This window comes from Enterovirga aerilata, from assembly GCF_013044135.1.
In the GTDB taxonomy this organism is placed as follows: domain Bacteria; phylum Pseudomonadota; class Alphaproteobacteria; order Rhizobiales; family Beijerinckiaceae; genus Enterovirga; species Enterovirga aerilata.
Map to the genome: position 1 here is coordinate 567,629 of NZ_JABEPP010000004.1, position 23,834 is coordinate 591,462.

Consider the following 23,834-nt stretch of genomic DNA (forward strand, 5'->3'; position numbering starts at 1 on the left):
CATGCTGTCCTTCAACCGCATCACCAAGACAGGGGCGGACAGAATCGGCTTTGCGCCGGCCGCCCTCATCATCGCCGGCTGGGCCGGCCGTGACGAGGCGGCGATCCAGCACCACATCGAGGAGCTCGCGGCGATCGGCGTGCCGCGCCCATCCTCCGTCCCGGTCTATTACCGGGCGGCCGCCTCCACGCTCGTTCAGGGCGAAAGCCTTGAGGTGCTGGGACCCGATAGCTCCGGCGAGGTCGAGCCCGTCATCGTCTCGCTTACGGACGGCCTCTGGATCGGGATCGGCTCCGACCACACGGACCGTACAGCCGAGAAGATGGGCATCGCGCTCTCCAAGCAGCTCTGCGGCAAGCCCCTCGGCCCGGACCTCTGGCCGTTCCATGAGGTCGAGGACCATTGGGACGCGCTGAGACTACGCGCCTATGCGACGATCGAGGGCGAGCGCGTGCTCTACCAGGAGGGCACGCTCGCGGCGCTCCGCACCCCCTCCGACCTGATCGCGCGCCTCCCCGGCGGGAAGCTGCCGATCGGCACGGTAATGTTCGGCGGGACGCTGGGCGCGATCGGCGGCATCCGCCCGGCCTCCCGCTTCGAGATGGAACTCGAGGACGGGGTGCTTGGCCGGACCATGCGGCACGGCTACGACATCGACGTCCTGCCGGTGGTGTCCTGACCCATGATGAGCTCGAGCCGCGACCGGCTGGAGGAAGCGCTCAGCCGAGCCGACGAGCACGAGCATGTCTTCGTGAGGACGACGTGGGTCTGCCAGGGCATGACGAGGCTGAACTGGCCAATGTTCGAAGACGCCCTGGAGGGCGTGAGAAGGGCGCCGTACTGAAGGTCAACCTCGCCCCTGCGAAGCCCATCCGCCACCTTTTGGTGAATGAAGTTGGTGGGATTCTCGTTGATGCGCCAGCTCTCGAGACAGGGGATCGCTTCAGGTTAAGGTTGCTTGGTTTCGGACGAGGGTTTCGAGGTAAGCTGGGTTCAGGTTTGCGAGTTTGCGCCGGACCTTGAGGCTGTGCGCGTCCCTCGCAGCATGATGATCAAACGTACCACCACACTGCGGGATCAAACACCTAGCTTCAGAGCGAGGGCATTTCAGGGGCAAGGTCATTCGACACTTACGACGACATCATCGACGCGGCTTGCGACGCCTGGCGTAGGCTCATCGCTCAGCCCAAAACCATTACCTCCATCGGCTCACGCCAATGGGCCCTCGCAGGTCAAAGGTAGGGGCCGCTGGTATAAGGCGTGCTCGCTCCACTTCTCGGCAGGCCATCGGCCTTGCCGTGCTGGGCCCCTCTGCAGACGACGGTGCGATCTCAACGCGACTATGTGTGTTCGTCTCCGCCAATAGACGCACCACGCGATCCTCGCACGCGGTGGACCTCTTCGCGCTCTCCGTCGGCGCAGAGCTTGCTGGAGTTGTCGTGGGGGGTACCATACCGGTACTCCACGAACGCAGATCGGTGGTACTGAGAGGATCATGGTCGAGCGAGATGCTGCACATGCACCGCCGGACCTGTCCGGGAATGAGCCCGCACGCACGCAAGCGGGTCGCGGCTCGCCCCTTCGCGACGCGCTGGTCGAGATCGTGAAGGCCGCTCTCGTGTCGGAACCGGAGTTCGGGGCTGCCTGTCGCGAGAGGGCAATGGCGGCTCTCCGGCAGCACGAAGCGGATGAGATCCCGGCCGGCGCGTGGGCGCTGGCGGTTCGGGAGGTCGAAAGCGATCCCGAGATGATGAATAGGGTGGAGGTCAACCCGACGCTGCCGGCAACCTGTCCGATCGATCTGCGGACTCTCGGTTCGCCGGATTTCGACTTCGACCGGGCCGCTCAGGCGATACGGGAGAGCGCCTCCTTCGGCTGATGGGTACGGCATTGGGCGGCCCTTGTGGCACGCGGATTGCCGCCACGACCCAGCCATCGCCCGAGCGCGGATGCCCGAACCCAGCCTGACCGTTGCCATCGTCGACCCCAATCCCGCCCGCGCCGTCATACTCGAGGAGGGGCTGAGGGGGTCGGGGGTCCAGCAGGTGGTCGTCATCCCGGATACGGCCGATCTCCTGCGGCGCCTGGTCGAGGTCGATCCCGACGTGGTCGTGATCGACCTCGAGAGCCCGAGCCGAGACCTGCTCGAGCAGCTCTTCCAGGTCTCCCGGCTAGTCGAGCGCCCGGTTGCCATGTTCGTCGACCAGTCCGATGCCGCCATGATGCAGGCCGCGGTGGATGCAGGCATTTCCGCCTATGTCGTGGACGGGCTGAAGAGCGATCGCGTGAAGTCGATCATCGACGTCGCGATCCTGCGCTTCAACGCCTTCGCACGACTGCAGCGCGAGCTGCACGAGGCCAAGAACGAGCTCGCCGACCGCAAGATCATAGAGCGCGCCAAGGGCCTCCTGATGCGGGCCAAGAACCTGTCGGAGGAGGAGGCCTACGGGCTGCTCCGCCGCAAGGCCATGAACGAGAAACGCAAGCTGGTCGAGATCGCCCGCGCCCTCGTGACCAGCGCGGAGCTTCTCGGATGACGGAGCTCCGGATCGGCTTCATCCCGCTCTCGGACGCCGCGGTGTTGATCGCCGCCGCCGAGCTCGGCTTCGCGGAACGCGAAGGCCTCTCGATCCAGCTCGAGAAGGAAGCGTCCTGGGCGACGATGCGGGACAAGCTGGCCTTCGGCGTCATCGACGCTGCGCACCTCCTGGCGCCGCTCGCCATCGCAAGCTCGCTCGGGCTCGGGCCAACCCCTTCGGCCCGGCTGACCGTGCCCTTCGCGCTGCACCTGAACGGCAACGCGATCACGCTCTCCATGCGCCTCTGGGAGGAGCTGGCCCAGCCGGAGGACGCCGATCCTGCCGCGATCGCCGGCGCCCTCGCGGAGGTGGTGAAGCGGCGCAGCCGGGCGGGGGCGGCCCCGCTGACCCTCGCAACGGTGTTCCCGTACTCCACCCACACCTTCCTGCTGAGGCACTTCCTCCAACCTGCCGGGATCGACCTGGACCGGGACATCCGGCTCACGGTGGTTCCTCCCCCCTACACCGCGGAGGCGCTGAAAATCGGCGCGATCGACGGCTTCTGCGTCGGCAGCCCCTGGAACAACGTCGCGGTGGCGTCCGGGACCGGCCGTATCGTGGCGATCGGGCCCGAGCTCGTCCCGGACGCGCCGGACAAGGTGATCGCCTGGCCGGAGGGACGCCTCGACGAGGTCGCGGCAGGACGCCTGATCCGGGCGCTCAAGCTTTCCGGCGAGTGGTGCGCCTCGCCCGCCAACCATCCCGAGCTCGCATCCCTTTTGGCCGAACCCCGACACATCGGGGTCGAGGCGGCCATCCTCATGAACACGCTGCGAGGCCGGCTGCCCGTGCGGCTCGGCGGGCCCGTGAAGGCGACCGAGGCCTACCTGCGGTTCGGGGGCGAGGTGCACCGGCCCTCGATGGAGCAGGCGCGTTGGACGTACCGGGAGATGGTCGCCGCCGGGCAGATCGCGGACGCTCCCGAGACCGAAAGAGCGGCGCTCGCCGTCTATCGCCCCGACCTCTTCGACCGAGCGGTCGCCGAGGATCGCTGGTCGCCGGGCTAGACCCGGCTCTGCTCACCTCTTGTGCATTGCACAAAAAATGGCGCCGTAAATATCATCATGAATTTACTCGGCTTTCGCCGTTCTCTTCTTGACCGGAGCTGAACTTGGAACAACACTGATGCAAGCATATCCGCGTCGTCAACGATGACGGCCGCGGTCTCGAAGTCAGCAGCGCCGCTGAACTGGTCCTGAAGTGTCCGAGCGCCCCGCTCGGTCCTAGAGGATCGGTCAGCGGTTTTTTCTTTGGCCGCGAGAACTGGAGAGCGACAGATGACTGGTAGGGCGCCTTCGACCCGCAGAAGCATCGTCACGACGGGCGGCGCGATGGCCGTCGCGGCGGCCGCGAAGCTCGCCTTCCCATCCGGCGCCTTCGCGCAGGGGGCCGGGCCGGAGGTTAAGGGGGCGAGGCTCGGTTTCATTGCCCTGACGGACGCGGCCCCGCTCTTCGTCGCCAAGGAGAAGGGGATCTTCGCCAAGTACGGGATGCCGGATGTCACTGTCGAGAAACAGGCATCCTGGGGCACGACCCGCGACAACCTGGTCCTCGGCGGCGAGGGCAACGGCATCGACGGTGCTCACATCCTGTCGCCGATGCCCTACCTGATCTCGGCCGGACGCGTGACGCAGAACAACGTGCCGGTGCCGATGTATATCCTCGCGCGCCTCAACACGAATGGCCAGGCGATCTCCGTCGCCAGGGAATATCTCGATCAGAAAGTCGGGCTGGACGCCAAGGTCTTCAGGGCCGCAATCGAGAAGAAGAAAGCATCGGGCAAGTCCGTGAAGGCGGCGATGACCTTTCCGGGCGGCACGCACGACCTCTGGCTCCGGTACTGGCTCGCGGCGGGCGGCATCGACCCGGACCGCGACATCGAGACGATCGTGGTGCCGCCGCCGCAGATGGTCGCCAACATGAAGGTCGGCACCATGGACTGCTTCTGCGTCGGCGAGCCCTGGAACGCCCAGCTCGTCACGCAAGGCATCGGCTACACGGCGCTAACCACGGGCGAGCTCTGGAAGGACCATCCGGAGAAGGCTCTCGGCATGCGGGCCTCCTTCGTCGACAAGAACCCCCGAGCGGCCAAGGCCATCCTGATGGCGGTCATGGAGGCGCAGCAATGGGCCGATAGGCCGGAGAACCGGGACGAGCTCGCGCAGATCCTCGGCAAGCGCGCCTGGATCAACATCCCGCCGAGCGATGTCGCCGGCCGGACCAAGGGCACGATCGACTACGGCGACGGCCGCAAGGTCGAGAACAGCCCCTTCATCATGAAATACTGGGCCGACCACGCGTCGTACCCGTTCCAGAGCCATGACGCCTGGTTCCTCACCGAGGACATCCGCTGGGGCAAGTTCCCGGCCGACACCGACGTAAAGGCCCTTGTCGCCAAGGTGAACCGCGAAGACCTGTGGCGCGAGGCCGCCAAGGAGCTTGGCGTGGCCGCCTCGGAGATCCCGACCTCGATCTCCCGCGGCAAGGAGACCTTCTTCGACGGCAAGGTCTTCGACCCGGAGAACCCCTCCGCCTACCTCGCCGCCCTCGACATCAAGCGCGTCGCCTGACGCCTCCCGGGAGCATCTCGCATGAGCATGACCGCGACCAAGGCCGCTCTTCCGCCGCTGCGGCGGACCGCCGAGGCGACCACGCGCCGCGGTTCCGGCCACGCCGGAACGCTGCCCCGGATGGCGCAGCCGGCCGCTGCGCCGAAGCGGACGCCGATCGGGCCGAAGCTCGCCAGCCTCGCGGGGAGTCTTGCGACGCGCATCCTGCCGCCGCTCGTCGTGATCGCGCTCCTGCTCCTGCTCTGGCAACTCCTCTGCAGCCGGCCCGGCGCCGGTCTGCCCCCGCCGACCAAGGTGCTGACCGACACGTGGGACCTGATCGTCGACCCGTTCTTCGACAATGGCGGCATCGACAAGGGGCTGTTCTGGCACATCTCGGCGAGCCTGCAGCGCGTCGCGATCGGCTTCAGCCTCGCCGCCGTCGTCGGGGTCGCACTCGGCACGCTCGTCGGGCAATCGACCTGGGCCATGCGCGGTCTGGATCCGCTGTTCCAGGTGCTCCGGACGGTGCCGCCGCTCGCCTGGCTGCCGCTCTCGCTCGCGGCCTTCCGGGACGGCCAGCCCTCGGCCATCTTCGTGATCTTCATCACTTCCATCTGGCCGATCATCATCAACACGGCTGTCGGCATCCGCAATATCCCGCAAGATTACCGCAACGTTTCAGCTGTTCTTCGACTGAATGGCTTCGAGTTTTTCTATAAGATCATGGTGCCATCGGCAGCACCGTACATATTCACCGGCCTGCGGATCGGTATCGGCCTGTCCTGGCTCGCCATCGTCGCAGCCGAGATGCTGATCGGCGGTGTCGGGATCGGCTTCTTCATCTGGGATGCGTGGAATTCCTCGAAGATGTCCGAGATCATCCTCGCGCTGATCTATGTTGGCCTGATTGGCTTCCTGCTCGACCGGGTGGTGGCGCTCGCCGGCAACCTCGTGACCCGCGGCACCAGCGCCCACTAGGAGCGACGGACATGGCCTATCTCGACATCTCCAAGGTCGGCATCAGCTTCGCGCGCGCCGGCATCCGGACGGAGGTCCTGCGCGAGGTCGACCTACAGGTCGAGCGCGGGGAATACGTCTCCATCATCGGCCATTCCGGCTGCGGGAAGTCGACCCTGCTCAACATCGTGGCCGGGCTGCTGCGGGCCACGGCGGGCGGCATCCTGCTCGACGGCAAGGAGGTGAACGCGCCGGGTCCCGACCGCGCGGTCGTGTTCCAGAATCACTCCCTTCTGCCCTGGCTCACGGTTCGGGAGAATGTCGGGCTCGCGGTCGACAAGGTGTTCCGAGGCAGAAAGTCCAGGGCCGAGCGGCGCGACTGGATCGAGGAGAACCTCCGGCTCGTGAACATGATGCACGCGGCGGAGAAGCGGCCCGCGGAGATCTCGGGCGGCATGAAACAGCGTGTCGGCATCGCCCGCGCGCTCGCCATGGAGCCGAAGGTGCTCCTGCTCGACGAACCTTTCGGGGCGCTGGACGCGCTGACGCGCGCGCATCTCCAGGACCAAGTGATGGAGATCCACGCCCGGCTCGGCAACACGATCCTGATGATCACGCACGACGTGGACGAGGCGGTGCTGCTCTCCGACCGCATCGTGATGATGACGAACGGACCATCGGCGACCATCGGCCACATTCTGCCGATCCCACTGCCGCGGCCGCGCAACCGTCTCGAGCTAGTCGAGGACGCGGCCTCCGTGCATGCGCGGGCCGCCGTTCTCGAGTTCCTCTACGCCCGACACGCCGCGCCGGCGCTGGCCGCCTGAGGCAGGGTCGTGGCTGCCCGCGAGCGCCTCGTCGTCGTCGGAAACGGCATGGTGTCGCTCCGTTTCCTGGAGCGGCTCGCCGAGCACGCGCCGGGCCGTTACGACGTGACCGTCATCGGCAAGGAAGCATCGCCTGCATATAACCGCGTGCTGCTCTCGGCTTTGCTCGCGGGCGATGTCGACCTCGCCGGCTGCGTGCTCCGCGACGAGTCCTGGTACCGGCGCAGCCGGATCCGCCTCCTGACCGGCAGGACGGCCACCGCGATCCATCCTGCAGCCCGGACAGTGAGCGTCGATGGAGAATCGATCCCCTTCGACCGGCTCGTTCTCGCCACCGGCTCCGACCCGATCATGCTGCCGCGTCCGGGTATGGATCTGCCCGGCGTGATGGCGTTCCGCGACCTTGCCCACGTGGACACGATGCGGGCGCTGCGCGGGTCGGACGCCCGCGCCGTCGTCATTGGCGGCGGCCTGCTCGGGCTCGAGGCCGCCTACGGCCTGGCGCGGCTCGGTGTCGACACGACCCTGCTTCACGTCATGGATCGCCTGATGGAGCGTCAGCTCGACGCGCGCGCGGCGCGGCTGGTCCGCGCAGCCATGGAGCGCAAGGGCGTCCGCATCCTGCTCGAGGCGAACACGGAGGCCGTCGAAGGCTTTGGCCGTGTCCAAGCCGTGCGGCTTGCCGACGGCACCGTGATCCCGGCCGATCTCGTGGTGGTCGCCGTGGGCGTGCGGCCTCGGGTCGATCTTGCGCGCGCGGCCGGGCTCGCCATCGGCCGCGGCGTCCAGGTCGACGACGGGCTCCAGACGTCCCGTTCCGGCATCCATGCGATCGGCGAATGCGCCGAGCATCGCGGCCAGGTCTACGGCCTGGTCGAGCCCGGCTACGAGCAGGCCGACATCCTAGCCCGCCGGCTCGGAGGCCGGGACGAGACCTATGCCGGCAGCACCGTCGCGACGAGCCTGAAGGTGTCTGGCCTCCCGGTCTTCTCGGCCGGCGAGATCGCGGACCAAGCGGAGGGCGAGCCGATCCTGCTCTCGGATCCCGCCTCCGGCATCTACCGCAAGCTGCTGCTCCGGGACGGCCGGCTCGTCGGCTCGCTGCTGATCGGCGATGTCGCGGAGAGCACCTGGTACCGCGAGCTCATCCGAACGGGCGAACCGGTCGGTCCCTTCCGGCACGATCTCATGTTCGGGCGGCCGACCACCCTCGCCGAGGCAGAGCCGCAGCGTCTCGTGGCCTGATCCGATGACCGACTTCTCCGCCGAGCAGAAACGCTATCTCGAAGGGTTCGCCACCGGCGTCAGCGCAGTGCGGGCCGTGGGGGGCGTGCCGGGCGCCGCGCCCGCGGCGAAGGCCGAGCCGACCGGGCCGGATGCCATCCACATCAAGGCGCAGGACCGCGTCCTCACTTCCGGCGGCAAGCTGAACGATCAGGAGAAGTGGAAGCGGGCCGAGCACCCCTTCGACGCCTATCGCCGGCTCAAGGCGGATGCCGATGCGGGCAAGGCGCCGAAGCCGGACGACAATTTCCGTTGGCGCTACCACGGCCTCTTCTGGGTCGCGCCGAACCAGATCTCGTATATGTGCCGGCTCAAAATCCCGAACGGGATCCTGAAGCACTGGCAATTCGCCGGGGTCGCGGACCTCGCGGATGCGCATGGCGGCGGCTATTGCCACGTCACCACCCGCGCGAACCTGCAGATCCGCGAGATCGCGCCCGAGCATGCGGCGCCGCTGCTGGAGGGGCTGGTCGACATCGGACTCACCGCGAAGGGCGCCGGCGCCGACAACATCCGCAACATCACCGGCTCGCCGACCGCCGGCATCGATGCCCAGGAAATCCTGGACACCCGGCCGCTCGCGCGCTCCTGGCATTTCCACATCCTGAACGACCGTTCGCTCTTCGGCCTGCCGCGCAAGTTCAACGTCGCCTTCGACGGCGGCGGCATCGTTCCGGTGCTAGAGGAGACCAACGACATCGGCTTCCAGGCCGTGCGGGTGCGCGACGGGAGCGGGATCGAGCCCGGCGTGTGGATGCGGCTCGTCCTCGGCGGCATCTCCGGCCACAAGGACCTCGCCCGGGACACCGGCATCGTCTGCCGCCCGTCCGAATGCGACGCGGTCGCGGACGCGATCCTGCGGGTCTTCATCGAGAACGGCGACCGGACGAACCGCAACAAGGCGCGGATGAAATACGTCCTCGACGCGTGGGGCTTCGACAAGTACCTCGCAGCCGTCGAGGAGAAGCTCGGCCGCAAGCTCGACCGCGTCGCGCCGGACTTCGCGGAGCCGCGCGGTCCCTTCGACCGCTTCGCCCATATCGGCGTGCACAGGCAGGTCCAGCCGGGACTGAACTGGATCGGCGTGCTCCTCCCGGTCGGCAGGATGACGACCGACCAGATGCGGGCATTGGCGGAGATCGCGTGCGAATGCGGCGACGGCGACATCCGCCTCACCGTCTGGCAGAACTTCCTCTTCTCCGGCGTGCCGGACGCGAAGGTGGCCGAGGTCGAGGCGCGCGTCGCCGCGCTCGGCCTCTCGACCTCCGCCACCAGCATGCAGGCCGGGCTGGTCGCCTGCACGGGGGCAACCGGCTGCCGCTTCGCCGCCGCGCACACCAAGGAATGGGCGCTCGCCATCGCCGAGCATGTCGATGCGCGCCTGAAGCTCGAGGTCCCGGTCAACGTACACGTCACCGGCTGCCACAATTCCTGCGCCCAGCACTATATCGGCGATATCGGCCTCATCGGCGCCAAGGTGCCGGTCGGCGACGACGGCGACACGGTCGAGGGTTTCGACATCGTAGTCGGCGGCGGCTTCGCGGACGACCCGAAGATCGGCCGCGAGTTGTGGCTCGGGGTCAAGGCCGAGGAGTGTCCCGCCCGCGTCGAGAGCATCCTGCGGGCCTATCTCGCCGGCCGCAGCGGCCCGGAGGAGAGCGTCGCGCAATGGACGCGGCGACACGAGATCGATCAGCTCAAGGCGCTCTGCGAAGCCCGCACGGGACGTGAGCTGGAGGCCGCCGTATGACGATGCACGCGGCCCCGCCGACCTTCATCATCCCGGAGACCGCGCCCTTCTCGGCCGAGCAGCGGGCCTGGCTGTCCGGGTGCTTCGCGGCACTGCTCGCGCCTGCGTCGCCGGGCGCCACCCCGCTCACGGACGGCGAGGCGACCGCGCTCGGCGCGTCGGCCGGCCCCGAACTCGCCGAGAACGACACGGCGCCCTGGCACGACCCCTCCATACCGCTCCCCGAGCGGATGGACATGGCCAAGGAGCGGCCTCTCGCGCCGCGCCTGATGGCCGCCATGGCGCAGCAGGATTGCGGCCAGTGCGGCTACAATTGCGCCGACTACGCCAACGCGCTCTTCCTGAAGAAGGAGGAGCGGCTGAACCTCTGCGCGCCGGGCGGCAAGGACACCGCCCGGATGCTCAAGAAGCTCGCCGAGGAGATCGGCGGCGCGCCGGGCGGCCCGGCGCTCGAGGCCGCCGCGAGCCCGGCCACGGCGGTCGAGCAGCCGACTGGTCCCCTCGGCTATTGCCGCGAGAACCCGGTGCCGGCCGTGTTCCTGTCGCGCCGCCGGCTCAACGGCGACGGCTCCAAGAAGGAGACTTGGCACATCGAGATCGACCTCTCGGCCTCAGGCGTGAGCTACGAGGTCGGCGACTCGCTGGGGGTGTTTCCAACCAACGCGACCGTTGTCGTCGACGCAGTCATCGCGCAGCTCGGCGCCCGGCCCGAGCGGCCGGTCAACGGCCGCACGCTCCGCGACCACCTCCTCTACGACTACTCGCTCGGCGCCGCGCCCGACGCGCTCTTCACGCTATTCTCCCACATCGCCGGGGGCGAGGCGCGCAAGAAGGCGCGGGCACTGGCGGCCGGCGAGGATCCGGACGGCGACCTTGCCCATCTCGACGTGCTCGGCGCCCTGCATAAGTTCCCGACCGCGCGGCCGGACGCCGAGGCGTTCCTGGAGGCGCTGGAGCCGCTGCAGCCGCGGCTCTACTCGATCTCGTCCTCCCCCAAGGCCGATCCCGGCAAGGTGACGCTAACCATCGACACGGTTCGGTACGTGATCAACAAGCGCCAGCGTCTCGGGGTGGCCTCGACGTTTTTTGCCGAGCGGATCGAGCCCGGCGCGCCGCTCAAGATCTATGTGCAGAAGGCGCACAACTTCGCCCTGCCGGCCGATCCCGGAACGCCCATCATCATGTGCGGGCCGGGCACGGGCGTCGCGCCGTTCCGGGCCTTTCTCCGCGAGCGGAAGGCGGTGGGTGCGACGGGCCGGAACTGGCTCTTCTTCGGCCACCAGCGCCAGGCGACGGACTTTTTCTATCGCGACGAGCTCACGGCGCTTCGGGACGAGAAGTTCCTGACCCGCCTCACCCTCGCCTGGTCGCGCGACGGCGACCAGAAGGTCTACGTCCAGGATCGCATGCGTGAGGTCGGCGCCGACCTCTGGTCGTGGCTCAAGGACGGAGCCCATTTCTACATCTGCGGCGACGCCAAGCGCATGGCGAAGGACGTGGAGACCGCCCTCGTCGACATCGCGGGCCAGCACGGCGGCATGAAACCTGACGAGGCCGTCGCCTTCATCGCCGGCCTGAAAAAATCCGGCCGCTACCAGGCGGACGTGTACTAATGGGCGGAGCAGCAGGCCTTCTCCCTCCCCGGAGGGGAGGGCCGCCTCACAGCGAAGCTGCAGACCGGGGTGGGGCCTACCCGGCCGATCAGGCCCCCTCCGTCACGCGCTCCACGTCTGCCACCTCTCCCTCCGAGGGAGGAAAAACGCCATGACCGCCTACCCGACCGACTTGGGTGCGCCCGTCCGCACCACCTGCCCTTATTGCGGGGTCGGCTGCGGCGTTCTCGCCCGGCCGGACGGGACGGGGGGAGTGTCGATCCAGGGCGATCCGGACCATCCGGCGAATTTCGGCCGGCTCTGCTCGAAGGGCTCCGCGCTCGGCGAGACGGTCGGGCTGGACGGCCGGCTGCTCCACCCGGTGCTGCAGGGGAGACGCGCCTCCTGGGACGAGGCGCTCGGCGCGGCGGCTTCGGGGCTGCAGGACGTGCTCGACCGGCACGGGCCCGACGCCGTCGCCTTCTACTTGTCCGGCCAGCTCCTCACCGAGGATTACTACGTCGCCAACAAGCTAATTAAAGGGTTCATCGGCTCGCCGCACGTCGACACGAATTCCCGCCTTTGCATGTCCTCCTCAGTCGCCGGGCACAAGCGGGCGTTCGGCTCCGACACGGTGCCGGGCTGCTACGAGGATCTCGACGAAGCGGACCTCCTCATCCTCGTCGGCTCGAACGCCGCCTGGTGCCACCCGATCCTGTTCCGCCGCATGCTCGACAACCGTACACGGCGGGGCGCCAAGATCATCGTGGTCGATCCCCGCCGGAGCGCGACCGGCGACGAGGCCGACCTCTTCCTGCCGGTGACGCCCGGGATGGATACCGCCCTGTTCTGCGGTCTCCTCGTCCATCTGGTCGAGACGGACGCGCTCGACCGCGCCTATCTCGACGCGCATACCTCGGACTTCGAAGCGGCGCTCTCCCGCTCCCGCGCAATCGCGCCGGACCTCGCCACGACGGCGCGCCTGACCGGCCTGCCCAAGTCGGACGTAGCGTCCTTCTTCACGTTGTTCCGGAACACCGGGCGAGTCGTCACCTGCTACTCGCAGGGCGTCAACCAGTCGGCGCAGGGGACCGACAAAGTCGGGGCAATAATCAATTGCCACCTCGCCACCGGCCGCATCGGCCGGCCTGGCATGGGCCCTTTCTCGCTGACCGGTCAGCCGAACGCGATGGGCGGACGCGAGGTCGGCGGCCTCGCCAACATGCTGGCCGCCCATATGGGTTTTGCACCGCCCGACATCGACCGGGTGCGCCGCTTCTGGGACGCGTCCCGCATGGCCGAGACGGAAGGCCTGAAGGCGGTCGCCCTCTTCGATGCGATCGACACCGGCCGGATCAAGGCGCTCTGGGTCATGGCCACCAACCCGCTTGTCTCGATGCCGGATGCAGACCGCGTCGCAAGGGCGCTGGCAAAACTCGAACTCCTGATCGTCTCCGACAACGTTGCCTCGAGCGACACCGTCGCGCGCGGCGCGGACATTCTGTTCCCGGCCGCCGCCTGGGGTGAGAAGGATGGCACCGTCACGAATTCCGAGCGCCGCATCTCGCGTCAGCGCGCCTTCCTGCCTTTGCCCGGCGAGGCGCGGCCGGATTGGTGGATCGTCAGCGAAGTCGCGCGAGAGATGGGCTTCGCGGCGGCGTTCCCGTACCGCTCGGCGGCCGAGATCTTCCGCGAGCACGCCGCCCTGACCGCCTTCGAGAACGAGGGCGCGCGCGACCTCGACCTCGGCGCCCTCGTCGCGCTGGACCAGGACGGCTACGACGCGCTGGCGCCAGTGCAATGGCCCGTGCCGGCCGGCGGGGCGGAGGCACGCCGCCTCTTTGCCGAAGGCGGCTTCTTCACTCTGGATGGCCGAGCGAGGCTCGTCCCGCCCGAGCCCCCAAAGCTCGCGGCCTCGCTCTGCGACACGTATCCGTTCTGGCTCAACACCGGCCGCGTCCGCGACCACTGGCATACGATGACCCGGACGGGGAAAAGTCCCCGCCTCGGCTCCCACCGTCCAGTGCCGTTCGTCGAGGTGAACCCGGCTGATGCCGCGCGCCTCGGGCTTTCGGCAGGCGATCTGGCGCGGGTCTCGACCACCTCCGGCTCCACCGTTCTCGAGGTCGAGATCCATTCCGGCCAGGCGCCGGGCTCCCTCTTCGTGCCGATCCACTGGAGCCGCGACACCTCCTCTGACGGCCGGATCGGCCCGCTCGTGCACGGCTTCGTCGATCCCCATTCCGGCCAGCCCGAGACCAAGGCGACCCCGGCCGCGATCGCGCCCGAGCCGATGCGCCTGCGTGGCTTCGTTCTCTCGCGCGGGCCGGTCCGGCTCGCGGAAGGAACCTGGTGGGCGCGGGCCGCAATCGCTGGTGGAACCGGCACGCTCTTCGCCGCGCACGGCACGGCGCGGGAGATTGCCGAATGGGCGCCGGACCTGTTCCCGGGCGCCGATCTCGCCGAATACGTCGACGCGCGCGCAGACGTGTATCGTTGCGCCGCATTCTCGGAGGGCCGCTTTAAAGGCGTCCTGTTCGTCGGACCGGCGGACGGGCGACCGCAATGGGAAGCCGCCAAGCTCCTCCTCGCGCGACCCGACGAGGTGGAAGACCGGAGGGTCGCGCTCTCGGGTAAGCCGCCTGGCGGGCAGCCGACCGGCCCGCTCGTTTGCGCTTGCTTCGGCGTCGGCCTCAGCGCCATCAGGGAGGCCATCGCGTCCGGCGGCGCGACGACGCCCGAGGCGATCGGCGTGGCTTTGCGGGCCGGCACCAATTGCGGGTCCTGCCTGCCCGAGCTGCGCAGAATTGTTGTGCAAGAGGCCGTGGCATGACCACGCGCAGGCCGACTGAGACCCTCGGCGCGGGGCTGGAGCCGCTCGCCGTGCTGCCGGTATTCCTGCGGCTGCGCGGAAAGCGGGCCGTGGTCGCGGGCGGCGATGCCGGTGCGCTCTGGAAGGCGCGGCTTCTTTCCGCCGCGGGCGCCGAGGTCGACGTCTTCTCCCCGGCGATCGCTCGCGAGCTGCGCCCAGATGCGATCGACGGGCCGATCCTGCTTCACGAGCGCGAGTGGGACCCTGCCGACCTCGACGGCGCGGCCTTTGGAGTTGCGGCATTGCCAGAGGAGGCGAGCTGCGCCGCGTTCGTGGCAGCCGCACGGGCGCGCGGCGTGCCGGTCAACGCTGTCGATCGCCCGCATCTCTGCGACCTCCAGTTCGGAGCCGTGGTGAACCGCTCGCCACTCGTCGGCATCTCGACAGGCGGCGCGGCCCCGATCCTCGCCCAGCGGGTCCGCTCCGAGATCGAGTCGCTCTTTCCGCGCGGCCTCGCCGGCTGGGTCGCAGCGGCGGCGCGCTGGCGCGAGCGCGTCGGTGCGGCCTTCGTCGCCGGAGCTCGCCGGCTCCGTCGCGCTTATCGGCGCAGGGCCGGGCGATCCCGAGCTCCTGACACTGAAAGCGGTGGTCCTGGCCTTCGCGCGCCGCGAGGCGAGGACCATGCTGGTCGGCAAGACGGGCCACGGCCCTTCCTGCCGTCAGGACGAGATCAATGGCCTCATGATTTCTCTCGCCAGCCAGGGCCGCCGCGAGCCTCGGCGTGCCCTTGACCTATCGCGAGGGCGCGCGCCGGCTCCAATTCGTCACCGGCCACGACAGCCGAGGCGCGCTGCCCGAGCTGGACTGGACCGCCTTCGCTGATCCAACAGCCACGACGGCCGTCTACATGCCGCGCCGGAGGCTTCCCGAATTCGTCGACAAGGCGGTCGCCGCGGGCCTCCCGGATGGCACCCCGGTGGTAGCCATCTGCAATGCGACGCGTCCGAACGAGAAGATCATCAGCGGGACGGCGAGCACCATCTGCCGACTTCTCGCGGAAGGTGATCCGAACGGGCCACTCCTCATCCTTATCGGGGAGGCGTTTCGGCGGACACGGAGGGTCGTTCCTGAGGGATTGAGCGAAGCTCTGCCATCATACCCGCGCGCGCTCATGCTGGGAAGCTTGATCAGCGGCGTGGTCCCGGGCGGTTGAGCTCACAATTGCACCGTCTGCTCTCCGGCACCAACGCAATGCCGGCTTGTGTGAAGGGTTTCGAATGCAGGCCCCTTCACAGAACCGGCTGTACCGCATGGCGCCCATGTCGGTCGAACAGCCGCCGAACGAGCTTGCCCGAAAGCGGTCGCTCGTCACTGCCTGAGGCCGACATGATCATCTCCTACCGGAGACGTCGGTGAACACGCACTGGAACTCGTTCGCCGTCGGATATTTCCGACACCACCCGCGTCAGCGCACGCGTGCTTAGCGGTCGACCCATCCTCGGCCGCCTAAACTTATCTTCGGCTTTGGTCGTTCGGTCTGCTGCTTCGGCGTCGGCTTCGGCTCCGTGCCGAAGCTGAGACCTGTCGCGCGGCTCTGGGCTGCGATGACCTCGCCGAGCGTTCCGCCCAGCGCGGCAGTACCTGAGCTGGACGGACGACGAGGTGATGGTCAGGTAGCCTTCCCGCCAGCTCGGGGCCGCGCCGGAAGGAGACCGTGCCGGGCAAGAGCCTTCTGCATGGTCGCCGCCGTTTCAGGCCTTCGCTCGAAACAGCGCGAGGTCGGCCCCGCCACAACAACCGACAGTTTGCGGGCGCCCACCGCGATCGGAAAGGAGACGCCGGCGAGGTCCGGGATGTATTCGGACGAACTCTGATGGTAGCCGCGGGCCTCTGCGGCCGCGAGCTCGCGCTCGATCGTCTCCACGCTCATCGGCGTCGTATGGGAAAACCGCTCGAAGCCGATCTTCCGGTAGATCCCCTCCCGGACATTGAGCGGCAGCTGGGACAGCAGCGCCCGGCCGACCGAGCTTGCATGGACGGGTACGCGGTCGCCGACCTTGGCGTGGTAGCGCACGGAATGCCGGGATTCGACGACATGCAGGAACATCGCGTGGATTCCCGTCAGCGCGGCCACCGCGACGGTTTCCCCCGTCGCTGCCGCGATCTCCGCCACTGCGCTCCCGACGGCCTCCGGTAGCGGCTCCGCTTCCGTTACCGACTGCGCAAGCGAGAGCCAGCGAGGCGTGGGATAGTAGCCGCCGCGCGGCCGCGGCTCGTAGAGATAGCCCTTCTCCACGATGGTTCCGACCAGGTTGAAGGTGCTCGACCGTGGCCAGCCAAGGTCGTCCGAGATCTCGGCCAGCGTCGCCGGGCTCCTGCGGCGCTCGAAATACTCGATCAGGTCGAAAACGTTCGCGGCCTGTTTGACGTGCATCCGGCTCCGCACCTCGTGCCTTCCTCTTGCCTGAAGGGCCACCGCCAGGAGGTGGCGTCAAGCCGACCCTCGACGAAACCACCAGACCATCAACCTGCACTTGACAATTCACGTCTGTGACTTTGATATTCAAGTATGTGAACGAGAGCAGGCTCAAGTCTGCCGTCGTGGTTGCCGGTCATGTCTGGGCGACCGAGGAGGAAACATGGTGGCTTATCGCAGGTTCGCATGTTCCGTTGCCGCGCTTGCTGCGTCGCTGATGACGTCGACAGCCTTTGCGCAGGTGCCGGTGAAGCTCGGCGTACTCGCGGACATGTCGGGAATCTTCTCCGACATCGGCGGCATGGGGGCTGCGGAAGCCACCAAGATGGCCGCCGAGGACTACGAGAAGGCCAATCCCGGCAAGCTGAAGATCGAGGTCGTCTCCGCCGACGCGCAGAACAAGCCGGACGTCTCGAGCGCGATCGCCCGGAAGTGGTTCGATTCGGATGGGGTGGAGGTCCTGATCGACCTTCCGACGAGCGCCATCTCGCTCGCGATTGCGCCCCTGGTGCAGGAGAAGAATAAGGTCGCTCTCTTCACGGCCTCCGGAAGCTCCGACCTGACGGGCAAGGCCTGCACGCCCAATTCGGTCCACTGGACCTACGACACCTGGGCGCTGTCGCACGGTACGGCCGACGCGATCACCAAGGCTGGCGGCAAGAGCTGGTTCTTCGTCACCGCCGATTTCGCCCTCGGCCACGCGCTTGAGCGCGACGCGACGGCGGTCGTCACCCAGAACGGGGGCAAGGTCCTCGGCGGCGTCCGGCACCCGACCGACGCCAAGGACTTCTCGTCGTACCTTCTCCAGGCGCAGGCCTCGAAGGCGCAGGTGATCGGTCTGACGAATGCGGGTGGCGATACGATCAACGCGATCAAGCAGGCGGCGGAATTCGGGATCGTCGAGAGCGGCCAGAAGCTCGCCGGCATGCTGCTCTTCATCTCCGACATCCACTCGCTCGGGCTGAAGACCGCGCAAGGCCTGCAGCTGACGACCGCGTTCTACTGGGACCTGAACGACAAGACCCGCAGCTTCGGCGACCGCTTCGCCACGCGCAACGGCGGCCGCTATCCCAGCATGAACCAGGCCGGCGCCTACTCGGCCGTCATGGCCTACCTCAAGGCCGTGGAGAAGGCTGGCTCCGCGAAGGACGGCGTGGCGGTCGTGAAGGCGATGCGGGACGCCGGCACCTTCGACGACCCGCTCTTCGGCAGGACTTCGCTCCGGGAGGACGGCCGAGTGCTGCACGACATGATGCTGGTTCAGGTCAAGAAGCCCCAGGAATCCAAGCGCGCCTTCGACTACTACAAGGTGCTCGCCACTATTCCGGGCGATCGCGCCTGCCGCCCTCTCAAGGATGGCAACTGCCCGATGATTAAGTGACGGTGCCGTCTGGGTCGCCCTGAGGGCTCGCCCCTTCCGATCTCTGCGCCCGGTGATCGGGCTTCTCGTCCGAGGCTCCAGAAATGCGTGTTGCGAACAAGCTCGTCGTGGTCACGGCCGCGGCATCCGGGATGGGGCGTGCCGGGGTGGAGCTCTTCCTGCGGGAAGGCGCGCGCGTCGCGGCCATCGATGTGAATGAGACGGCTCTCGCTTCGCTGGCGTCAGACATGGCGGCAGCGGGCCACAGGGTCGAGACCGTGCAGGCCGACCTGTCGCGTCCGGAGGAGGCGCGCAGCTCGATCCATGCGGCGGCCGAGAAGCTCGGCGGCGTCGATGTGCTTTGGGCCCATGCCGGCATTCCGGGCCCGGGCGGCATCGAGAACCTGGACGTCTCGGCCTACCAGCTCGCGATGGATCTCAACGTCACCTCCGCGGCACTCGCCGCCGGCGAGGTGATCGGGCACATGCGCAAGCGCGGCGGCGGCGCGATCGTGTTCACGGCCTCCGTCTCCGGCCTCGTCGGCTCGATGTGGAGCCCGATCTATTCGGCCGCCAAGTTCGCGGTGGTCGGCCTGACGAAGTCGCTCGCACAGACCTTCGCGCCCGACGGAGTTCGCGTGAATGTCGTCTGCCCAGGGCTCGCAGAGACGCCCATGAAGCTCGGCTTCACGGGACGGTCCGGCGATCCTGCCGAGGCGGCGGCCGCGGAGGCCCGGATGGTCGCTGCCGTTCCTATGGGGCGCCTGTGCCAGCCGCACGAGGCCGCCAATGCTGTTCTCTGGCTAGCATCCGACGACGCGTCTTATGTCACGGGCGTCGCCCTGCCGGTGGATGGCGGCTTCACAGCGCGATAGATTGCCGGTCCCATAAGTCTGCTTCAGCCAGCACGAGAGATCCACCGCGAACTGAGCACGGCCGCACCTGATGCAACGCACGGGTTCTCGGCGGATGGGCGAGACCTATGTTCCAGCAGAGGGCCGGCGAACGCACATAACCGCGGCAGCTCAGCCTCATCTCCGTCCAGTGTCTCGCCATTGAATGAGTACACAAGCGCGCACGCCTTTGCAGCGCGCAGGAGCGCGTGATCTCGGTCGCGCTCCCGCCAGAAAAGCCGCTCGAAGAGGTCGACATCTGAAAATCCGGCGATGCTCTCGGAGCGTTCGATCGTCCCGGCGAGGGCGATCGCGATCCGGGCATTGCCGCCGGACGCCTCGGCGATGGTGCGTGCGTCAACTTCGGACACGTGCGGGAAGCGACGTCGGATCAGCTTCTCGATCAGCTCGGGCGAGGACGTGTCCAGGGTGACGACCTGCGTCCCCTCGGGCTGGTCGTCGCGCACGTCGTACTCGACCGTGAGGACGCTGACCGTGCTGCCCGATGCGGCGCACAGATCCGAGAGCCTGCGGTGGAGATCCGGAGGGCAGTTGTCGACGATCAGGATGGCGCGCGTGCGGGTCGCGATCAGGTCAGAGGCGAGGCCGGTCGGCTGCGGGTCGGGGTTGTCCAAAAGGTTGGTGTAGACGGCGAGCGACGGCGGGAGGGGAAGCGAGCCGATGCGCGCATCGAAGAGCGCCTGGACAAGGCGGGTCTTGCCCACCCCCGACAAGCCGACCAAGCGCACCATCTTGCCAGGTTGGGCGAGCCCGTCACGCAGCTCGTCTATGGCGTCGGCGACGGGCTGCGCGGGCGTATCGCGGTGCCCGCCGAGATGCAGGCGCAGCTTGTCGTCGAGCAGGTACTCGGCCTCGACGCCCTCCGCCGCGCCACTCCACGGCCCATAAGGACGCCAGCCGACGAGAGCGCGGCCTACCCTCCCGGTCCAACAAAAATGCCTCCATGTTGATGGGCTGAGTTGTCTAGCTCCGACCTTGCCCGGTCAAGGAAGTTCACGGGCGCCCACAACGCGGATTGTTCGAGGAGATCTGCACATCCGACTGGACTGTCGGGACGAGCAGAGCATGTGTGGGTCCCATCGAGGGTGACGGGAGACAAGGGTGTGAGCGCTGCGGGCCTGAGCATTATGGGGTGTCTGACGGAGATCAGCGCCAGGCTGACTGACGCGGCCGCGATCGCGAAGGGTGCGGTCGCGTGTGCCGAAAGCGGGTCGGAGCGCGAGGCCGTCCGGATCGCGATGGATCTCGACGAACTCCTTCATCAGGTCGGCACCCTGCACGGTGCCATGGGCCTGCTCGGCCGGATGGGCCGGGAGACCGAGCGTACTGCCCCAGCCTAGCCGCCTCTACCCGCTCGTTGCTCTGCCCCGCCGGCTTCCGGGCCGATTGCGGGGCCGAGGTGGTGCCGGGGCTCGTCCCGGCAGGGAAGCCACCCAGATGACCACCATCACGCTGAGCAAGACCGAAACGACCATCCTCCTTGCGGCCGCCGAACGAGGCGGCGCGATCGAGATCCCGGAGTCGATGAAGCCCGTCACCCGGCAGCGGCTCATGGGCCGCTTCGAACGCGACGGGCTGATCCGCGCCGGGGAGGGCAGGCACGTGTTGACCCCCGTCGGCTACCGGGCCGTCGGGCTCCGCCCGCCGCGACAGAGACGGGTCGAGGATGGCACTCCGCGTCCAGCCAGCAAACAGACGCTGATCCTGGAGTTGCTGGGGCGGGCGGAGGGGGCAAGCATCGCTGAGCTGATGAACGCGACGGGTTGGTTGCCGCACACGACCAGGGCGGCCCTGTCGCGGCTTCGCTCGGCCGGCACCCCGCTCCTGAAGAGCTCGCGCGAGGATGGCACGGCGGCGTACCGCATCGTGACGGAAGAGCCTGCCGCACCGAAGCGCCGGTCGCGCTCTCGTCCGGTGGAAGGGGTCGAGGCGGCGCTGGCCTGAGCGGTGCCCGCGATGTCCCGGAACTCGGACGATCGGCTTAAGGCCGACCTCGCCCGGCTCGCTGCGATGGACCTCGTCAGCCTGCGGCGACGCTGGCGCACGCTGTTCGGGCGCTCCGCCCCCGAAAGCCTGCCGCGTATCCTCATGCAGCGGATGCTGGCCTACCGGGTCCAGGCGGACGCGCTCGGTGATCTCGACCGTGAGACGGTTCGGGCGCTGGAGCGGCTCCGGCGAGGGGAGGGGATATGCCCCCTCCCGAGATGCGCGGCACCAAGCCTGGCACGCTGCTTGTGCGCGAGTGGGAGGGCACGCTCCACCGGGTCATGGTGCTGGAGGAGGGCTATGCCTGGAACGGGCAGAGCTTCGAGAGTCTCTCCAAGGCGGCCCGCGCCATCACGGGCACCAACTGGAATGGGCCGCGCTTCTTCGGGCTGAGACAGAAGGAGAACGTGAAGGGATCACAGGATCGGAGGACGGCATCGTGAACGCCCGCCCAACCCTCCGCTGCGCCATCTACACTCGTGTCTCAACGGAGCACGGGCTCGACCAGGACTTCAACTCGCTCGACAACCAGCGGGAGGCTGCCGAGGCCTACATCAAGAGCCAGGCCCATGAGGGCTGGCGGCTCATCCGGGACCGCTATGACGATGGCGGGTTCTCGGGCGGGTCGATGGAGCGGCCCGCCCTGCAGCAGCTCCTCGCGGACATCCAGGCCCGCCGCATCGACGTGGTGGTGGTCTACAAGGTCGACCGGCTGACCCGAAGCCTGGCCGACTTCGCCAAGCTGGTCGAGCTGTTCGATGCGCACGGCGTCTCGTTCGTCTCCGTCACGCAAGCCTTCAACACGACGACCAGCATGGGGCGGCTCACGCTGAACGTGCTGCTCTCGTTCGCGCAGTTCGAGCGGGAGGTCACGGGCGAGCGAATCCGCGACAAGATCGCGGCATCCAAGAAGAAGGGCATCTGGATGGGTGGCGTGGTGCCGCTCGGATACGGGGTCAAGGCCCGCGCGCTCCACATCGTGGATGAGCACGCCGAGCTGATCCGCGCCATCTTCAGTCGGTACCAGCAGCTCGGTTCTGTGAGCGCCCTGAAGAGCAGTCTCGACCGGGACGGCATCGTCGTTCCCGAACGCCAGGACGGGGCAGGGCGACTGACCGGCGGAAAGCCGTTCAGCCGTGGGCACCTCTACAAGATCCTGTCGAACCCGATCTATGTCGGGCGGCTCACGCATAAAGGCTGGGTGCATGAGGGCCAGCATCCCGCGATCCTGGACCTTGCCACCTTCGAGGCCGTCCAGGCGCAGCTCGCCGCCAACACCCGCAGCCATGCCCGCCAGCGGCTCGCCTCCGATCACCTGCTCACCGGCCGCATCCGGGACGAGCACGGGAAAACCATGACCCCGACCCATGCCCGGAAGGGTCCGAAGCGCTACCGCTACTATGTCTCGCAAGCCGCGCTGCAGGGCAGGGATGGCCCTGCCATCACCCGCGTCCCGGCGCCGGAGATCGAAGCTGCCGTGATCGGGGCTCTCCGCTCGCTCATCCCAGCGCAGCGTCAGCCCGAGAGTGATGTCGCCCTCGTCCAGCAGCATTGCAAGAGCATCGCGGTCGAGCCGGAAGGCCTGATCCTCACCCGATCCGATGATCAAAGGATCGAGATCGCCTGGATTCCGGCTTCATCCCGCAAGCGCCGAGAGATCATCCTGCCGCCCGGGGCCGACAACAACCTCCGGCCAATGAAGCCGGAGGACCGCACCCGCATCCTGCGGGCGATCGCAAGGGCCCGGTTCTGGATGGGCGAGCTCACCTCGTCGACCATCGGCAGCACGGATGCGATCGCGAATCGCGAGAGCCTGACCGAGCGCTCGGTCAGGATGACGCTGTCGCTCGCCTTCCTGTCGCCGGCCATCGTCAAGGCGATCATCGATAGCCGCCTGCCTCGCGGCATCGGCCTCAGAACGCTGATCGACCTTCCTGCATCCTGGGCCGAGCAGGAGCGGGCGCTGGGGATGTGATCAGCCCTGCTTCAGCGTGCGCGAGCAACCATGATCGAGGAGGTTCTCGATGCTGCGCCGGCTGGATCGTGTGGCAGCGAGGATGAAGTGGTCACCCGCCTCGACCAGCAGCACCTTGGACCGGGAAAGATCGCCGCCGGCTCCCGGCAGCGTGGCCACAACCTCGAACAGGTTGCCGGAGGCGAGATCGTCCCGGCTCACCGCGCGGGCGAGGTAGCGCTCGCGATCGATCACCGCCCGAACCGGATGCCATCCTGATCCAGGCGGGACTCGGTCAGCTCGCAGAGCAGCCATCACGTCCGGCCGGAAGCACTCGGCATGGATGTGGAGCTGGTCCTGGCTCCTGGTGTCCATCGAGTTGAGGGCGAGCCCCACGGCGCTCTCCCCGATGCGCCCGCCTGCGCTCTCGATCACATAGCGCCGCGCCGCGAACGCCGCCCGCCAATACGCACCTGCACCATCGCGCAGCACCTTCGGGCTCTCGACGCCGGCGATGTGGACTAGCGGCGTGACGATGATGTGGGTCGAGCGATCCGGTGCCCGGACGATGGCGTAGCCCGGCTCGGCACCCCGACCAGCATCCACCTTCAGGCACGGGAACGGGCTGCCGATCGTATTCTGCGCGACGATGCAGGACCGGACCACGAGCCATAGCGCATCGCGGGGCAGGGGAAGCGCTGCCGCCCCGAACGCGAGCAGGCCGAGGCCGAGCGACAACAGGATGGCAGCGCGTCGCATCAGCATCTTCGGAAACGGTTTTTGCGGGGTCA

The 23,834-nt window shown here is 68.0% G+C and carries 20 protein-coding genes and 2 pseudogenes; 19 read left to right on the top strand and 3 right to left on the bottom strand.

Translation table 11 applies throughout. The features are described from left to right. The first annotated feature begins 1 nt into the window (after position 1). The 12 genes and pseudogenes from HJG44_RS16770 to HJG44_RS24465 all read left to right on the top strand — a co-directional run bounded on the left by HJG44_RS16770 (position 2) and on the right by HJG44_RS24465 (position 15,566). Entirely contained in the window at positions 2-679 is a 678-nt protein-coding gene (locus tag HJG44_RS16770) for a DUF2848 domain-containing protein (protein WP_171219466.1), read from the top strand. Between the two features lie 816 nt (positions 680-1,495). After that, positions 1,496-1,879 (top strand): hypothetical protein, encoded by a 384-nt coding sequence (locus tag HJG44_RS16775; protein WP_171219467.1) that lies wholly within the window; start codon positions 1,496-1,498, stop codon positions 1,877-1,879. 70 nt (positions 1,880-1,949) lie between these two features. Then, entirely contained in the window at positions 1,950-2,537 is a 588-nt protein-coding gene (locus tag HJG44_RS16780) for an ANTAR domain-containing response regulator (RefSeq protein WP_171219468.1), read from the top strand. Then, entirely contained in the window at positions 2,534-3,586 is a 1,053-nt protein-coding gene (locus tag HJG44_RS16785; RefSeq protein ID WP_171219469.1) for a CmpA/NrtA family ABC transporter substrate-binding protein, read from the top strand. Before HJG44_RS16780 ends, HJG44_RS16785 begins: the two co-directional genes overlap by 4 nt. A 270-nt stretch (positions 3,587-3,856) precedes the next feature. Next, a complete protein-coding gene (locus HJG44_RS16790) occupies positions 3,857-5,149 on the top strand; it encodes a CmpA/NrtA family ABC transporter substrate-binding protein (RefSeq protein WP_171219470.1) in 1,293 nt (430 codons plus the stop codon). Positions 5,150-5,269: 120 nt separating this feature from the next. Continuing rightward, positions 5,270-6,109, top strand: coding sequence for a nitrate ABC transporter permease (gene ntrB / locus HJG44_RS16795; RefSeq protein WP_246736332.1), 840 nt, complete (start codon positions 5,270-5,272; stop codon positions 6,107-6,109). Between the two features lie 11 nt (positions 6,110-6,120). Then, positions 6,121-6,915 (top strand): ABC transporter ATP-binding protein, encoded by a 795-nt coding sequence (locus HJG44_RS16800; RefSeq protein ID WP_171219472.1) that lies wholly within the window; start codon positions 6,121-6,123, stop codon positions 6,913-6,915. A gap of 9 nt (positions 6,916-6,924) precedes the next feature. Continuing rightward, positions 6,925-8,160, top strand: coding sequence for an FAD-dependent oxidoreductase (locus HJG44_RS16805; protein ID WP_171219473.1), 1,236 nt, complete (start codon positions 6,925-6,927; stop codon positions 8,158-8,160). Between the two features lie 4 nt (positions 8,161-8,164). Next, a complete protein-coding gene (locus HJG44_RS16810; protein WP_171219474.1) occupies positions 8,165-9,949 on the top strand; it encodes a NirA family protein in 1,785 nt (594 codons plus the stop codon). Next, entirely contained in the window at positions 9,946-11,562 is a 1,617-nt protein-coding gene (locus tag HJG44_RS16815; protein ID WP_171219475.1) for a sulfite reductase subunit alpha, read from the top strand. Before HJG44_RS16810 ends, HJG44_RS16815 begins: the two co-directional genes overlap by 4 nt. A 151-nt stretch (positions 11,563-11,713) precedes the next feature. Then, positions 11,714-14,374: a nitrate reductase gene (locus HJG44_RS16820; protein ID WP_171219476.1), complete on the top strand. Its 2,661-nt coding sequence runs from the start codon at positions 11,714-11,716 to the stop codon at positions 14,372-14,374. Next, positions 14,371-15,566: pseudogene (locus HJG44_RS24465) on the top strand (siroheme synthase family protein). The gene HJG44_RS16820 and the pseudogene HJG44_RS24465 overlap by 4 nt, the downstream one beginning before the upstream one ends. A 456-nt stretch (positions 15,567-16,022) precedes the next feature. Here the strand turns inward: HJG44_RS24465 and HJG44_RS16830 are convergent. Then, positions 16,023-16,787: an IclR family transcriptional regulator gene (locus HJG44_RS16830; protein WP_171219477.1), complete on the bottom strand. Its 765-nt coding sequence runs from the start codon at positions 16,785-16,787 to the stop codon at positions 16,023-16,025. 259 nt (positions 16,788-17,046) lie between these two features. On the opposite strand from HJG44_RS16830, the gene HJG44_RS16835 reads away from it, so the two are divergent. Together HJG44_RS16835 and HJG44_RS16840 are read left to right on the top strand one after the other, a co-directional pair. After that, complete coding sequence (locus tag HJG44_RS16835) at positions 17,047-18,210, top strand: ABC transporter substrate-binding protein (RefSeq protein ID WP_246736294.1); 1,164 nt, start codon at positions 17,047-17,049, stop codon at positions 18,208-18,210. A gap of 83 nt (positions 18,211-18,293) precedes the next feature. Further along, positions 18,294-19,064 (top strand): SDR family NAD(P)-dependent oxidoreductase, encoded by a 771-nt coding sequence (locus HJG44_RS16840; protein ID WP_171219479.1) that lies wholly within the window; start codon positions 18,294-18,296, stop codon positions 19,062-19,064. 23 nt (positions 19,065-19,087) lie between these two features. On the opposite strand, the gene HJG44_RS16845 is transcribed toward HJG44_RS16840, so the two are convergent. Further along, a complete protein-coding gene (locus tag HJG44_RS16845; protein WP_210261154.1) occupies positions 19,088-19,825 on the bottom strand; it encodes a hypothetical protein in 738 nt (245 codons plus the stop codon). 381 nt (positions 19,826-20,206) lie between these two features. Between HJG44_RS16845 and HJG44_RS16850 the strand changes: the two genes are divergently transcribed. The 5 genes and pseudogenes from HJG44_RS16850 (at position 20,207) to HJG44_RS16865 (ending at position 23,064) form a co-directional block, all read left to right on the top strand. Continuing rightward, entirely contained in the window at positions 20,207-20,443 is a 237-nt protein-coding gene (locus HJG44_RS16850) for a hypothetical protein (protein ID WP_171219481.1), read from the top strand. Between the two features lie 97 nt (positions 20,444-20,540). Next, positions 20,541-21,047 carry a DUF3489 domain-containing protein gene (locus HJG44_RS16855; protein ID WP_171219482.1) on the top strand — a complete coding sequence of 169 codons (507 nt, stop codon included), beginning with the start codon at positions 20,541-20,543 and terminating at the stop codon, positions 21,045-21,047. Positions 21,048-21,113: 66 nt separating this feature from the next. After that, positions 21,114-21,221, top strand: a pseudogene (locus HJG44_RS24045) (DUF2924 domain-containing protein); the annotation flags it as partial. A gap of 71 nt (positions 21,222-21,292) precedes the next feature. Continuing rightward, a complete protein-coding gene (locus tag HJG44_RS24050) occupies positions 21,293-21,532 on the top strand; it encodes a DUF2924 domain-containing protein (RefSeq protein ID WP_281411524.1) in 240 nt (79 codons plus the stop codon). Then, positions 21,529-23,064: a recombinase family protein gene (locus tag HJG44_RS16865; protein WP_346767188.1), complete on the top strand. Its 1,536-nt coding sequence runs from the start codon at positions 21,529-21,531 to the stop codon at positions 23,062-23,064. The genes HJG44_RS24050 and HJG44_RS16865 overlap by 4 nt, the downstream gene beginning before the upstream one ends. On the opposite strand, the gene HJG44_RS16870 is transcribed toward HJG44_RS16865, so the two are convergent. Then, positions 23,065-23,802 (bottom strand): CDP-diacylglycerol diphosphatase, encoded by a 738-nt coding sequence (locus HJG44_RS16870; protein ID WP_171219483.1) that lies wholly within the window; start codon positions 23,800-23,802, stop codon positions 23,065-23,067. Between the last annotated feature and the right edge of the window lie 32 nt (positions 23,803-23,834).

Excerpts from the sequence above, each read along its gene's own strand:
- HJG44_RS16810 (WP_171219474.1), top strand. The coding sequence starts at position 8,165 with ATGACCGACTTCTCCGCCGAGCAGAAACGCTATCTCGAAGGGTTCGCC.
- HJG44_RS16835 (WP_246736294.1), top strand. The coding sequence starts at position 17,047 with ATGACGTCGACAGCCTTTGCGCAGGTGCCGGTGAAGCTCGGCGTACTC.
- HJG44_RS16770 (WP_171219466.1), top strand. The coding sequence starts at position 2 with ATGCTGTCCTTCAACCGCATCACCAAGACAGGGGCGGACAGAATCGGC.
- HJG44_RS16775 (WP_171219467.1), top strand. The coding sequence starts at position 1,496 with ATGGTCGAGCGAGATGCTGCACATGCACCGCCGGACCTGTCCGGGAAT.
- HJG44_RS16820 (WP_171219476.1), top strand. The coding sequence starts at position 11,714 with ATGACCGCCTACCCGACCGACTTGGGTGCGCCCGTCCGCACCACCTGC.
- HJG44_RS16800 (WP_171219472.1), top strand. The coding sequence starts at position 6,121 with ATGGCCTATCTCGACATCTCCAAGGTCGGCATCAGCTTCGCGCGCGCC.
- HJG44_RS16855 (WP_171219482.1), top strand. The coding sequence starts at position 20,541 with ATGACCACCATCACGCTGAGCAAGACCGAAACGACCATCCTCCTTGCG.
- HJG44_RS16785 (WP_171219469.1), top strand. The coding sequence starts at position 2,534 with ATGACGGAGCTCCGGATCGGCTTCATCCCGCTCTCGGACGCCGCGGTG.
- ntrB (WP_246736332.1), top strand. The coding sequence starts at position 5,270 with ATGGCGCAGCCGGCCGCTGCGCCGAAGCGGACGCCGATCGGGCCGAAG.
- HJG44_RS16840 (WP_171219479.1), top strand. The coding sequence starts at position 18,294 with ATGCGTGTTGCGAACAAGCTCGTCGTGGTCACGGCCGCGGCATCCGGG.
- HJG44_RS24050 (WP_281411524.1), top strand. The coding sequence starts at position 21,293 with ATGCCCCCTCCCGAGATGCGCGGCACCAAGCCTGGCACGCTGCTTGTG.
- HJG44_RS16790 (WP_171219470.1), top strand. The coding sequence starts at position 3,857 with ATGACTGGTAGGGCGCCTTCGACCCGCAGAAGCATCGTCACGACGGGC.
- HJG44_RS16815 (WP_171219475.1), top strand. The coding sequence starts at position 9,946 with ATGACGATGCACGCGGCCCCGCCGACCTTCATCATCCCGGAGACCGCG.
- HJG44_RS16830 (WP_171219477.1), bottom strand. The coding sequence starts at position 16,787 with ATGCACGTCAAACAGGCCGCGAACGTTTTCGACCTGATCGAGTATTTC.
- HJG44_RS16870 (WP_171219483.1), bottom strand. The coding sequence starts at position 23,802 with ATGCGACGCGCTGCCATCCTGTTGTCGCTCGGCCTCGGCCTGCTCGCG.
- HJG44_RS16780 (WP_171219468.1), top strand. The coding sequence starts at position 1,950 with ATGCCCGAACCCAGCCTGACCGTTGCCATCGTCGACCCCAATCCCGCC.